Annotated in this window: 12 protein-coding genes and 1 tRNA gene; 10 read left to right on the top strand and 3 right to left on the bottom strand. The window is 71.7% G+C overall.

Annotated features, from left to right (window positions below; translation table 11 throughout):
• The first annotated feature begins 52 nt into the window (after positions 1 to 52).
• Entirely contained in the window at positions 53 to 1312 is a 1260-nt protein-coding gene (locus BLR90_RS18720) for a sensor histidine kinase (RefSeq protein WP_091026761.1), read from the top strand.
• An 86-nt stretch (positions 1313 to 1398) separates the two neighbouring features.
• Positions 1399 to 2445: a PP2C family protein-serine/threonine phosphatase gene (locus tag BLR90_RS18715; protein ID WP_091026760.1), complete on the top strand. Its 1047-nt coding sequence runs from the start codon at positions 1399 to 1401 to the stop codon at positions 2443 to 2445.
• Positions 2446 to 2591: 146 nt separating this feature from the next.
• Here the strand turns inward: BLR90_RS18715 and BLR90_RS18710 are convergent.
• Positions 2592 to 2674: transfer RNA gene (locus BLR90_RS18710), tRNA-Leu, on the bottom strand.
• A 153-nt stretch (positions 2675 to 2827) separates the two neighbouring features.
• Between BLR90_RS18710 and BLR90_RS18705 the strand changes: the two genes are divergently transcribed.
• The 7 genes from BLR90_RS18705 to pknB are packed head-to-tail and all read left to right on the top strand — an operon-like array spanning position 2828 to position 11376.
• Positions 2828 to 3541, top strand: coding sequence for an FHA domain-containing protein (locus BLR90_RS18705; protein WP_091026759.1), 714 nt, complete (start codon positions 2828 to 2830; stop codon positions 3539 to 3541).
• A complete protein-coding gene (locus BLR90_RS18700) occupies positions 3534 to 4007 on the top strand; it encodes an FHA domain-containing protein FhaB/FipA (protein WP_091026758.1) in 474 nt (157 codons plus the stop codon). Before BLR90_RS18705 ends, BLR90_RS18700 begins: the two co-directional genes overlap by 8 nt.
• Positions 4004 to 5305 (top strand): PP2C family protein-serine/threonine phosphatase, encoded by a 1302-nt coding sequence (locus BLR90_RS18695; protein ID WP_091026757.1) that lies wholly within the window; start codon positions 4004 to 4006, stop codon positions 5303 to 5305. The genes BLR90_RS18700 and BLR90_RS18695 overlap by 4 nt, the downstream gene beginning before the upstream one ends.
• Positions 5306 to 5309: 4 nt before the next feature.
• Positions 5310 to 6701 carry an FtsW/RodA/SpoVE family cell cycle protein gene (locus BLR90_RS18690; protein WP_091026756.1) on the top strand — a complete coding sequence of 464 codons (1392 nt, stop codon included), beginning with the start codon at positions 5310 to 5312 and terminating at the stop codon, positions 6699 to 6701.
• Between the two features lie 7 nt (positions 6702 to 6708).
• Positions 6709 to 8178 (top strand): peptidoglycan D,D-transpeptidase FtsI family protein, encoded by a 1470-nt coding sequence (locus BLR90_RS18685; RefSeq protein WP_091026755.1) that lies wholly within the window; start codon positions 6709 to 6711, stop codon positions 8176 to 8178.
• The gene (locus tag BLR90_RS18680) at positions 8171 to 9571 is read left to right on the top strand and encodes a serine/threonine-protein kinase (protein WP_091026754.1); all 1401 of its coding nucleotides are present in this window, start codon (positions 8171 to 8173) and stop codon (positions 9569 to 9571) included. The genes BLR90_RS18685 and BLR90_RS18680 overlap by 8 nt, the downstream gene beginning before the upstream one ends.
• A complete protein-coding gene (gene pknB, locus BLR90_RS18675; protein WP_091026753.1) occupies positions 9568 to 11376 on the top strand; it encodes a Stk1 family PASTA domain-containing Ser/Thr kinase in 1809 nt (602 codons plus the stop codon). The genes BLR90_RS18680 and pknB overlap by 4 nt, the downstream gene beginning before the upstream one ends.
• On the opposite strand, the gene BLR90_RS18670 is transcribed toward pknB, so the two are convergent.
• Entirely contained in the window at positions 11355 to 12137 is a 783-nt protein-coding gene (locus tag BLR90_RS18670; RefSeq protein WP_091026752.1) for a DUF881 domain-containing protein, read from the bottom strand. The genes pknB and BLR90_RS18670 overlap by 22 nt on opposite strands.
• Before the next feature lie 68 nt (positions 12138 to 12205).
• On the opposite strand from BLR90_RS18670, the gene BLR90_RS18665 reads away from it, so the two are divergent.
• Positions 12206 to 12679 carry a cell division protein CrgA gene (locus tag BLR90_RS18665; RefSeq protein WP_091026751.1) on the top strand — a complete coding sequence of 158 codons (474 nt, stop codon included), beginning with the start codon at positions 12206 to 12208 and terminating at the stop codon, positions 12677 to 12679.
• Positions 12680 to 12742: 63 nt separating this feature from the next.
• Here BLR90_RS18665 and BLR90_RS18660 read toward each other — a convergent pair.
• A partial coding sequence (locus tag BLR90_RS18660) for a transposase (RefSeq protein ID WP_143016268.1) occupies positions 12743 to 13071 on the bottom strand: 329 nt, incomplete at its 5' end.

The raw sequence follows: 13071 nt of genomic DNA, 5'->3' as shown, positions 1-13071 counted from the left end.
AGCACGCACGCTCGGAACGTTTCGGGGCCAGATCGTTGTCCTCACCGCGTGCGTGACGGCGACGGCGATGCTGCTGCTCACCATCGTGCTCCAGGTCCTGCTCGCCGACCTCACCCAACGCGACATCGACCGGCTGCTCGAGCAGCGCGGCGACGCGGTCATCAGCTCGACCAACAGCGCCACCTCAGGCTCCGAGCTGGTCGTGCCCGACTACGACCTCGACGTCGGGATCGTCGTCTACGACGAGGCCGGCGCCCCGGTCGCCGGCACCGCCTCCGCGTCGGTCGAGGACCGGTACGCCGACCTGGCGCGGAGCACCAGTGAGCGGTGGGTGGCCGTGGGCGAGTCCTACCGGCTGCTCGCCACCCCCTTCACCACGCGCAGCGGCGCGTCCGGCGTCGTGGTCGTCGGGGAGCGGCTCGCGCCGTACGAGGACGCCGAGCACTACTCCCTCCTGGCCAGCTTCATCACCGGCCTGCTCGCGACCGCCGTCGTCGTCCTGGTCGCGTGGTGGGTGGCCGGCCGGGCGCTGCGGACCGTGGCGGTGCTCGAGGAGACCGCCGCGGACTGGAGCGAGGACGATCTCGGACAGCGCTTCGGGCTCGGTGCGCCCACCAACGAGCTCACCGAGCTCGCCTCCGTCCTGGACGGTCTCCTGGACAAGGTCACCTCGGCCATCCGCTCGGAGCAGCGGCTGACCTCCGAGCTCGCCCACGAGCTGCGCACGCCGCTCACGGCCGTACAGGGTGCCGCCGACCTGGCCCTGCTCCGGGAGGGCCTGCCCGACCCGGTGCGCGAGGACCTGCGCCAGATCGCCCTCGAGGCGCGCCGGATGGCGAGCACCATCACTGCTCTGTTGGAGCTGGCGCGCACCGAGGCCTCGGTCCTGCCGCTCTCGTCGATCGCGCTCGCCGACGTGGTCGCGGACGTGGTCGCCGAGAGCGCGAGCCGTCCCGGTGTCGTCGTCCACGTCGAGGTCGCGGACCAGCGCGTCGCCGTGCCCCGCGAGGTCGCCCGGCGGGCGCTCGCACCCGTCCTCGCGAACGCGCTGCGCCATGCCGCCTCGCGGGTCACCGTCACCGCGCCCCTCGTCGACACCGGTCTGGTCGCGGTCGTCATCGAGGACGACGGCGCGGGCGTCGGGGGTGACGTGACCGCGGTCTTCGAACCGGGTACGACGTCCGGCGAGGGCTCCGGTGCGGGCCTCGGGCTGGCGCTCGCGCGCCGGATGGCCCGCAGCGTGGGTGGTGACGTCCTGCTGACCAGCGCCGGTCAGCCCACCCGCTTCGAGGTGCGCCTGCCGAGGGCCTGATCTGGACCGAGTGCCACGCGGAAGGTTCCGACATCGATGTCGACGGTTCCCCCTCCCGCGCGCCGGCCGGCTGAGATGCTGCGCCCATGTCCCCCCGCATTCTCGGACGCCTGGGACACCTCATGCGCGATCGGGGGCTCCAGGCGGGTTTCGCCGTGCTCGCCCTGTTCGTGGGCGCCGACCTGCGCCGCGAGCTGCTGCTCACCGCGACCTACTCCGCCAGCGCGATCGTCGCCTCGATGCTCACCAACGCCCGCCGTACGGCGGCAGTGGCACTCGCCAGCGTGGTGGTGGCGATCGTGGTCGGCTACGTCGACGACGAGACAGCCGGCACCGAGTGGCTGCTACGGGCCTGGCTCGGCGCCGCGCTCGGGATCCTCGCGGTCGTCTCGGCGGTGGTCCGGGACCGGCGCGAGGAACGGCTGCGGCGGATGACCGTGATCGCCGCGACCGCGCAGCAGGCGCTGCTCAGCTCCCTGCCGTCGCGGATGCTCGATGTCGACCTCGCCTCGCGCTACGTCTCGGCGACGGCCGCCGCCCAGGTGGGTGGCGACCTCTACGAGGTCGCGCAGACGCCGTACGGCGTGCGCCTCATCGTCGGCGACGTGAAGGGCAAGGGCATCGAGGCCGCGCAGGTCGCCGCTTCCGTGCTGAGCGCGTTCCGGCACGCCGCCGCCGCTGAGCCCGACGTGGGCGCGGTGGCGCGGGCGCTCGACGCCACCGTCGCCCAGCTGGCCTCCGACGAGGACTTCGTCACCGCGGTGATCGTCGAGCTCGGCGCCGACCAGCTCACCGTGGCGAGTGCCGGACACCCGGCCCCGCTGCTGCTCGTGGGCCGCTCCGTGACCGAGCTCGACCCGCCCGAGCACGCCCTGCCTCTCGGCCTGGGCGCCGACCCGGTGCTGCTCACGCACGACTGGCCGCCCGGCGCCCGGCTGCTCCTCTACACCGACGGCCTGGTCGAGGCCCGCGACCGCCGAGGCCGCTTCTTCCCGCTCGACGACCACGTCGACGGGCTCCGCGACCCCTCGCTCGACCTGTCGCTGGACCACCTCGTCGACCAGCTGGTGCTCCACGTGGGCGCCCACGTCGACGACGACCTGGCGCTGGTCCTGGCCGAGCACCGCCCCTGATGGCCTACGGGGCCGGCACGCCCAGACGACCCGCGGCGCCCGCGATGGGCGGGGTCGTGTGCCCGAGGGTGCGCCCGGGCGCACGCTGCGGCACACGACCCGGAGAACACAAAGGCCCCGAGGGGACCCGGGGCCTTTGATACACGTGCGCGAGGGGGGATTTGAACCCCCACGCCCTTTCGGACACTGGCACCTGAAGCCAGCGCGTCTGCCGTTCCGCCACTCGCGCGTGTAGCCGGGCAAGGCTATCCCAGCCCCTCATTGACCCCCAAACCGGGCCGATGGGGTGCATCACGGCCGGGGGCCACCCCGTTACGATCGACGGAGCCCGGCTCCAGGCCGGGTCGGTCGTGACGTCTGAATTCGTGGGGAAGGAGGCGACGTGGGAGGACTACAGCGGTTCGAGCAACGCCTCGAGCAGGCGATCTCCGGCGCGTTCGCCCGTGCGTTCCGCTCCGCGGTGCAGCCGGTCGAGATCGCCGCGGCGCTCCAGCGGGAGTGTGACAACAACGCCCAGATCCTCTCGCGGGACCGGCGCCTGGTGCCCAACTCGTTCCACGTCGAGCTGTCCCAGACCGACCTCGACCGCCTCGCGCCCTACGACACCGCGATGGCCAAGGAGCTCGTCGACCAGCTCCAGAGGCACGCCGACGCGCAGAGCTACGTCTTCCCGGGCCCCGTGGCGCTCGCCTTCGAGGCCGCCGACGACCTCACCACCGGCCGCTTCCGGATCCGCAGCGAGGCGCAGGCCAAGGTCACCGGCAACAGCAGCTACACGCAGGTACGACGGGCCCGCGCGGTGCTCGAGGTCAACGGCACCCAGCACCCCCTCCAGGCACCCGGTCTCGTGATCGGGCGCGGGACCGAGGCCGACGTACGCATCAACGACCCCGGCGTGAGCCGGCGCCACGTCGAGTTCGTGGTGACCGGCTATGACGACGACCTGATGGTGGAGGCCAAGGACCTCGGCTCCACCAACGGCATGCTGGTCGACGACCGCAAGGTCCCGCGCGCCACCCTGCGCGACGGTTCCCGGGTGAAGGTGGGCAACACGACGATGACCATGCGCGTGGTCGAGGACGGTGCCGATGTCTGAGCTGACGTTGTTCCTCATCAGGATCGCCTATCTCGCGATCCTCTGGATCTTCGTCCTGTCCGCGATCTCGGTGATCCGCTCCGACATGTTCGGCGCCCGGGTGCCCGAGACCGCCCGCTCCGGCGGCGGTGGCGGCCGACAGCCGAAGCAGAAGCCGCCGGCCAAGCGCCGCGGCTCCCCCACCCAGGTCGTGGTCACCTCCGGCACCAACTCCGGCGCGACCGCCTCCCTCGACAAGGCGCCGATCCTGATCGGGCGCGGCAGCGACGCCGCGATCCGCCTCGAGGACGACTACGTCTCCACGCGCCACGCCCGGATCGCCGCGTCGGGTGACCAGTGGTTCGTCGAGGACCTCGGCTCCACCAACGGCACCTACATCGGCACGGTCCGCATCACCCAGCCGACCACCATCACCCTCGGCACCCAGGTCCGGATCGGCAAGACGATCCTGGAGCTGCAAAAGTGACCTTCCGCCTCCACTACTCGGCGATCTCCGACGTCGGCCGGGTCCGCAAGGACAACCAGGACTCCGGCTACGCCGGGCCCTGGCTGCTCACCGTCTGCGACGGCGTGGGCGGCGCGGCCCGGGGCGACGTCGCCTCCAGCACCGCCATCCAGCAGCTGCGCGAGCTCGACGACCCACCGGCCGACGAGTCCGGCTCCGGACTCCTCGACCGGGTCTCCTCCGCGCTGCACCAGGCCCACGTCAACATCGGCCGGCTCGTCGACGCCGACCCCGCGCTCGACGGCACCAGCACCACCGCCACCGTCGCGCTCTTCGACGGCTCCCGCGTCGGCATCGGCCACGTGGGTGACAGCCGGGCCTACCTCTTCCGCGACCGCGAGCTGTCCCAGCTCACCAAGGACCACACGTTCGTGCAGTCGCTGATCGACGAGGGCCGGATCAGCGAGGAGGAGTCACGGGTCCACCCCCACCGCAACCTGATCCTCAAGGCGCTCGACGGCATGCAGGAGGCCGACCCCGACCTGTTCATGATCGAGCTGACCGACGGTGACCGGCTGCTCCTGTGCAGCGACGGCGCCTCCGGGGTCCTCGACGACGGCCGCCTCGCCGACATCCTCTCGATGGGCACCCCCGACTTCGCCGCGGTCGAGCTCGTGCGCGCCAGCCTCGAGGCCGGCAGCTCCGACAACGTCACGTGCATCGTCGCCGACGTCGTCACCGAGGACGCGGCCGCGGCCGACCCGGCGTACGCCGAGCTGGAGCCGCTGCTGGTCGGCGCCGCCGCCGAGCTGCGCCGCCGTTCCCCGCGCGGCAAGGGCAGCCTGTTCCGCGGCCACCGCGCCGGCGACACCGGCGAGCTCGAGCCGATCGACGCCGAGATCCACGACGACCGCCCGGCCGCGCGTCCCATCCGCTCCGACCCGCTCGACCCGGAGGAGGCGCGCTACGCGCCGATCGCGCCGGCCAGGTTCGTGTGGCTGAGCCGCCTGTTGGTGCTGGCCGTGGTCGTCGGCGTGCTGTGGGTCGCCGCCGCCGCTGCCTGGTCGTGGACCCAGGACCAGTACTTCGTCGGCGAGCACGACGGCAACGTCGTCATCTACCGCGGCATCAACACCGACCTGCCGGGCATCTCCCTCAACGAGCTCTACCAGACCAGCGACGTCGAGCTGGACCGGCTGAGCCCCTACGACGCCGGTCGGGTCAGCGACGGCATCGAGGTCAGCGACCTCGACGCCGCCAAGGAGACCGTGCAGAACCTCGCCACCGAGATGACCGCTCCCACCGACGAGCCGGGCTGAGCCGATGTCCCAGCCTTCCGCCCTCATGGGTTTCGTGCACCGGCGCCGTCGCGGCGCCGAGCTGTTCCTGCTGACGCTCGCGCTCGCGGTCGGCATCGGCGCCTACGCCGCGGTCGGCATCGGCGTCGAGGGCCACGTGCCGGTCGACATCCTCGGCTACGGCGGCTGGCTGGCGGCGCTGCTCGTCGGCGCCCACGTCGCCGTACGCCTGGTGGCGCCGTACGCCGACCCGGTGCTGCTGCCGGTCGTGGCCGCGCTCAACGGCCTCGGGCTGGCCGTGATCCACCGCCTCGACCTCGCTGAGGACACCACCTTCGCGCGCCAGCAGCTCACCTGGATGACCCTCGGTGTGGTGCTGTTCGTCGGCGCGCTGGTCATCGTGCGCGACCACCGGGTGCTCGCCCGGTTCACCTACACCTTCGGCCTGTCCGCGATCCTGCTGCTCCTGCTGCCGATGGTCCCCGGCGTCGGCAAGACGATCAACGGCGCCAAGATCTGGATCGGGGTCGGCCCGTTCAGCTTCCAGCCCGGCGAGGTCGCCAAGGTGCTGCTCGTGGTCGCGTTCGCCGGCTACCTCGTGCTCCACCGCGACGCGCTGGCCCTGGCCGGCCGTCGGGTCCTGTTCGTCGACCTTCCCCGCGGTCGCGACCTCGGCCCGATCCTCGCGATGTGGCTGGTCAGCCTCGGCATCCTGGTCTTCCAGCGCGACCTCGGCTCCAGCCTGCTCTTCTTCGGCCTCTTCCTGGTGATGCTCTACGTCGCCACCGAGCGGCCGGGCTGGCTGCTGGTCGGCGGCGGGCTGTTCCTGAGCGGCGCCTTCGTGGCCTGGCGACTCTTCGGTCACGTCCAGGACCGCGTCGACATCTGGCTGCACCCGTTCGACTACTACAACAACCCGACCCCGCCCTACAGCGACCAGATCGTCGAGACCATGTTCGGCATGGGCTGGGGCGGCCTGATCGGGCGCGGGTTCGGCGAAGGCGACCCCACCCGGATCACCTACGCCGAGGCCGACTTCATCATGGGCGCCATCGGCGAGGAGCTCGGCCTGACCGGGGTCATCGCCGTCCTCCTGCTCTACGGGCTGATCGTCGAGCGCGCGCTGCGCGCCGCGCTGATCTCCCGTGACGGCTTCGGCAAGCTGGTCGCCGTCGGCCTCGCCGGTGTCGTGACCCTCCAGGTGTTCGTGGTCGTCGGTGGCGTCACCCGGCTGATCCCGCTCACCGGCCTCACCACGCCGTTCCTGTCGTACGGCGGGTCGTCGCTGGTCGCCAACTGGGTGATCATCGCGCTGCTGCTGCGGATCTCCGACCAGGCCAGGCGCCCGATCCCGGACCTGTCCGACCAGCACGGCGAGGCCCCCGACGAGATGTCCACCCAGGTGATCAAGCTGTGAGCCCCTCATGAACAAGCCGATCCGGACCATCTCGATGTTCTGCCTGCTGCTCTTCGTGGCCCTGATGCTCAACGCCACCTACCTGCAGTTCTGGAAGGCCGACTCCCTCGACGACGACCCCCGCAACCGGCGGGTGATCGAGGCCGCCTACTCCCGCGAGCGCGGCGCGATCCTGGTCGGCCGCGACCCGATCGCCGAGAGCGTGCCGAGCGACGACCGCTTCGAGTTCCAGCGCGCCTACCCCGTGCCGTTCCGCTACGCGCCGATCACCGGCTACTTCTCCTACTTCAGCCAGACCGGCCTCGAGCAGTCCCAGAACGAGGTGCTCTCCGGCGAGGACCCGCGGCTGTTCGTCACCAAGCTGGTCGACCTGCTCAGCAACAACCCCAACAAGGGCGGCAGCGTCCAGCTCACGATCGACGCCGACGCGCAGGAGGCGGCGTACGAAGGCCTCGACGCGCTGCCCGGTGCCGTGGAGGGCTCGGTCGTGGCGCTCGACCCGTCCAGCGGCAAGATCCTGGCGATGGTGTCGCTGCCCACCTACGACCCCAACAAGCTGGCCTCCCACGACCTCGACGAGGTGTCCGACACCTACGACCGGCTGCTCGCCGACGAGTCGGAGCCGCTGCTCAACCGGGCCATCCAGACGACCCTGCCGCCGGGCTCGACCTTCAAGCTGGTCACCGCCGCGGCCGCGATCGAGAGCGGCGCCTACACCGCCGACGACCTGGTGCCCGGTGGGGCTACCTACCAGCTGCCGCTCACGTCCGGTGAGTCCGGGCTCATCGACAACGAGGGCCGCGACTGTGGCACCGACCGCATCCCGTTCAAGCAGGCGATGGCCCAGTCGTGCAACACCACGTTCGCCGCGCTCGCCAACGAGGTGGGCGCCGACGCGATGATCGAGCAGGCCGAGGCGTTCGGGTTCAACAGCGACTACCTCGAGGACCTCCGCCCGCAGGCGAGGTCCGTCTTCCCCTCCGAGATGGACGCAGCGCAGACGGGCCAGTCCGGCATCGGCCAGTTCGAGGTGCGGGCGACTCCCCTGCAGATGGCGATGGTGGCGGCCGCGATCGCCAACAACGGCGTCGTCAAGCGTCCCTACATCGTCGACGAGGTGCAGTCGGCCGAGTACGACGTGCTGGAGAAGACCGACGACAGCGACCTGTCGCAGGCGATCTCGGCCGCCACCGCGAGCGACCTGACCGCGCTGCTCGTCGAGACCGTCGAGAACGGCACGGCCAGCCCGGCCGCCATCGACGGCATCACCGTCGCCGGCAAGACCGGCACGGCCCAGAGCGGCCAGGACGACGTGGCGCCCTACGCGTGGTTCGTCTCGTTCGCTCCCGCCGAGGACCCCCAGGTCGCGGTGGCCGTGATGATCGAGTCGGCCGACATCCCCCGCGGCGAGATCGCCGGCGGCCAGCTCGGCGGCCCGATCGCCAAGGCCGTGATGGAGGCGATCATCAATGACTGAGCAGTCCGGTCCCCCGCAGCAGCCCGAGCGCTTCGCCGACGACGAGCACCGCTACCGCCTCGACTCCCGCATCGCCACCGGCGGCATGGGCGAGGTCTGGCGCGCCACCGACACCACGCTGGGCCGCGAGGTCGCGGTCAAGCTGCTCAAGCACGAGTACGCCGACGACGCGACGTCGCGCTCCCGGTTCGAGACCGAGGCGCAGCACGCCGCCTCGCTGCACCACCCCGGCGTCGCCGGCGTCTACGACTTCGGCCAGGCCGTCGCCGCCGACGGGTCCGGGCACCCGCGCCCCTTCCTCGTGATGGAGCTCGTCGACGGCAAGCCGCTCTCCGACCTGCTGCGCGGCGGCCGGCCCCTCGACCCGGAGGTGACCCGCGACCTGCTCGCCCAGGCCGCCGACGCCGTCGCCGTGGCCCACCGCGCGGGCATCGTCCACCGCGACATCAAGCCCGCCAACCTGCTGGTGACGCCCGACCGCCGGATCAAGATCACCGACTTCGGCATCGCCCGCGCCGCCGAGGGCGTCGGCATCACCCAGACCGGTCAGGTCATGGGCACGCCTCAATACCTCTCACCCGAGCAGGCGCGCGGCAACCCCGCCACCCCCGCCTCCGACGTCTACTCGCTGGGGGTGGTGGCCTTCGAGTGCCTCGCCGGGCACCGTCCCTTCGAGGCCGAGTCCCCGATCGCCACTGCGCTGGCCCACCTACAGCAGCCCGTTCCCGACCTGCCCGGCGACGTGCCGGCCGATCTCGCTGCCGTCGTACGACGGGCGCTGGCGAAGGACCCCGCCGAGCGCTTCCCCGACGCCGCAGCCTTCGCCGCCGCCATGCGCGACCCCGCCACCGCGGTCATCGGTGCCCCCGTGTCGACCAGCACCCAGGTGCTCACCGGCGTCGCCGCAGCACCCGAACCGACCGTCTCGACGCCGGTGTCCTCGTTGCCCGCCCAGACCGCGGGCCAGCGCTCCCGCGGCCCCTGGGGCATCGTCCTGCTCGTGCTGCTGCTGGTCGCCGCGGCCGCCGTGGTCCTGCTGCTGGTGACCGGCGGCGACGACAGCGACGACGAGCCCCCGACCGACCCGTCGTCCGGGCCGTCCTCGCCGCGTCAGAGCCAGGAGCCCAGCCCGAGCGACACCCCGTCAGAGACCCCGAGCGAGACCCCCTCCGAGACGCCCAGCGAGACCCCCTCCGAGACCCCGACCGAGACGCCCAGCGAGACCCCCTCCGAGACGCCCAGCGAGACCCCGACCGAGACGCCGTCGGAGACCGCGGCCCCGACCGACGTCACCACCACCGCTCCGCCCGCGCAGGAGACCCCCGTCGAGGGCGTCACCACCAGTCCTGGCGTCTCCGGCGACCAGTCCACCGAGGGAGACCCCACCCGATGAGCAACTCACAGCCGGTCGTCGGCGGCCGGTACGAGCTCGGCGAGCTCCTCGGCCGCGGCGGCATGGCTGAGGTCCGCAAGGGCACCGACACCCGGCTCGGCCGGGTCGTGGCGGTCAAGCGGCTGCGCACCGACCTCGCCAGCGACGCGACCTTCCAGGCCCGGTTCCGCCGCGAGGCGCAGTCGTCGGCCTCGCTCAACCACCCGTCGATCGTCGCGGTCTACGACACCGGCGAGGAGCCGGCCAGTGACGGGTCGGGCGTCGCCCAGCCCTACATCGTGATGGAGTTCGTCGCCGGCCGGACGCTGCGCGACATCCTGCGTGAGGGCCGCAAGATCCTGCCCGAGCGCGCGCTCGAGATCACCAGCGGCGTGCTCTCCGCCCTCGACTACAGCCACCGCGCCGGCATCATCCACCGCGACATCAAGCCCGGCAACGTGATGCTCACCCCGAGCGGCGACGTCAAGGTGATGGACTTCGGCATCGCCCGCGCCATCAGCGACGCCTCGTCGACGATGACGCAGACGGCGGCCGTGGTCGGCACCGCCCAGTACCTCTCCCCCGAGCAGGCCCGCGGCGAGACCGTCGACTCCCGCTCCGACGTCTACTCCACCGGCTGCCTGCTCTACGAGCTCCTCACCGGCCGGCCGCCGTTCGTCGGCGACAGCCCGGTCGCGGTCGCCTACCAGCACGTGCGCGAGCCGGCCGCCCCGCCGTCCGACCACGACACCGAGCTCCCCGCCGAGATCGACACCATCGTGATGAAGGCGCTGGCCAAGCGCCTCGAGGACCGCTACCAGTCCGCGGCCGCGATGCGCAGCGACATCGAGCGCTACCTCGACGGCCGCCCCGTGCAGGCGACCGTGCCGCCCCCGCCCGACCACACCATGGTCGTCCCCGTCACCCCGGCCACCACCGCCACCACGGTGACCGCGCCGCGCCCGCCGCTGCCGGTCGCCATGGACGACGACCCCCGCAGCCGGGCCGGTGTCTGGTGGGTGGTCGGCTTGGTGATGCTCCTGCTGATCGCCGCCGGTGCCTACTTCATGCCCCGGCTCTTCGAGAGCCCCCCGCCGCAGACCCAGGTGCCACAGGTGGCCGGGCTCACCCTCGACGAGGCGCTGCTCAGGATCAGCAACGCCGGCCTCGAGCGTGGCGAGGTCTCCTACGAGCCCAACGACTCGGTCCGCGAGAACCACGTCATCTCGCAGGACCCCAACGCCGACCAGTACGTCGACCCCGGCTCCGAGATCGACCTCGTGGTGTCCAACGGCAAGCCGTTGGTCGCGATCCCCGCGGGCCTCGTCGGTCAGCTGCGTGGCGACGCCGCCGAACAGCTGCGCGCCGTCGGGCTCAAACCGATGCTCGAGGAGCGCGAGTCCGACGAGGACAAGTTCCAGGTCCTCGAGACCGTGCCCGCTCCCGGCCAGGAGGTCCCGGTAGGCTCCACCGTGACCGTCTTCTACTCCGACGGCCAGGAGAAGGTCCCGGACGTCGTCGGCGACCCGCAGGCCGTGGCCGAGGAGAAGATCCGCGCCGCCGGCTTCAACCCGGTGGTCCGCGAGGAGGTCACCTCCACCGAGCCCGCCGGCACCGTGGTCGACCAGATCCCCGGCAAGGGTGGCTTCGCCGACGAGGGCTCCGACGTGGTCATCTTCGTGTCGGTCTACGTCGAGCCGACCCCGACCCCGACGCCGACGCCCACGCCGACCGAGCCGACGGAGCCGCCGCCGACGTTCCCGACCGACTTCCCGAGCCGCGAGGCGTCACCCTCGGGCGCGCGTCAGCCCAGCGGCTCGGCGTAGCTGAGGCCCAGCAGACCGTCGTACGCCGGCGCCTCGAGCTCGTCCTCGGTCTCGAGGTCCCAGCCCACGGAGATGTCGGGCAACTCGGCGCGCGCGAGGTAGTACTGCACGTCGAGGTCGCCGCGCACGGCGTCCTCGAGGTCGGGCGGGTTCCCGATCGCCTGGATCACGTAGGGCTGCGCGTAGGGGATGCCCTGGAGCAGCACGGCGTTGCCGTGGCACTTGATGCCGGTGGTGCTGATGACGCGCTGGCCCTGGATCATCACCGCGGTGGCGCCGCCGCGCCACATCGCGTTGACGACGGCCTGGATGTCCTGCTGGTGGACGACGAGCAGGTTGAGGTCGCGGCCCGTCGAGTTGATGACGTCCTCGGAGGCGTCGGACAGCGTGACGGTGATGCCTGAGCCGCTGCGCGGGACCAGCCCCGCGGGGTCCTGGAGGGTCTCGACCTCGCGGCGCAGACGGCGTACGGCGCGGTCGTCGACGTTGGCGGTCAGCGCGTTGACCTCGGTGGTGAGGTCGTCGAGCCGGGCCTCGAGGGCGTCGTACTCGTCGGCCTCGGTCTCGACGAGCGCGGCGAGGTCGGTGTAGCGGCCGGGACGTAGGTCGGTGCCGTCGCTGTTGTAGGCGCTGATCGCGAAGAGCGCGCCGCTGAGGAGCACCACGACCGGCGTACCGATCCGCCACAGCCCGCGGGACCGGTGCCCACGGGGCTCACGGCACGGGGAGCGCGTGGGGCTCGCGTGAGAACCGGAGGTCATGACGACTAAGGTAGCCCGCGACCCGCGGCGCGACGCCGCGGCGGCGCCACCGCTACGAGGAGCAACCCGTGTCCAAGCTCAAGGTCAACGATCCGTTCGCCGACCCGAAGGGGGCGCTGCTGACCCCGCGCTTCGTGGTCGCCGTGCTCCTGATGGTGCTCGGCATCGCCTGGATCGTCTACTACTACGCCGCGGTGCGCGTCGACCCGAATCTCATCATTGGGGTCGCCTCCGCGCCGGAGGCCGGCAGCCCGAAGTTCATGGCCGACCTCGAGGGCTGGAACTACCTGATCGGCTTCGGCGCCTTCTTCCTCGGCCTGGCCGTCTCGGCCCACCCCTCCACCCCGCTCGGCCGCGGCCGCGGCGTCGTGGTCGGCATGCTCGCCTGCTTCATCCTGGGCCTGCTCTGGATCTGCACGTTCTACGTGATCAGCGACGACCCCTCGAGCTTCTGGGTCTTCAACGACCTCGGCCAGAAGAACCTCTTCGTGGGCATCGCCTTCATGGCCGTCGGCTTCACCTTCGCCACCCGCTGGGAGTAACCCTCCAGCTCGTCCTTCACGCTGACCCGTCGCAAACTTTGGCTCCCCTGACTCATGTGTGGGTTAGGAGGGTCGGCCGGGCAGGGCGGGTCGGTGGGGTCCGAGGGCGAGCATGGCCAAGGCGATGAGGGCCTCGGGGTTTTTGTAGCCGAACGCGATCCGGGTCAGGAGTCGGATCTTGGTGTTGACCGACTCGACGGGGCCGTTGGACATGTCATGTTCGATCGCGGCCAGGATCCGGGTGCGGTGTCTGGTGATGCGTTCGGCGAGTTCTGCCATGGGTGCGATGTCGCTGTGGCTGGCCTGGTCGATCCACTCGTCGAGGTAATCGGCTGCATCCTCGGGTCGCATCTTGAAGACCAGCCGGAGCCGCTCCTTGAACAGGTAGGCGG

Origin of the sequence: Nocardioides szechwanensis (assembly GCF_900103935.1) — a bacterium.
Lineage (GTDB): Bacteria > Actinomycetota > Actinomycetes > Propionibacteriales > Nocardioidaceae > Nocardioides > Nocardioides szechwanensis.
The sequence above is the reverse complement of the archived record's forward strand: the minus strand, read 5'-3'. Positions and strand labels throughout refer to the sequence as shown.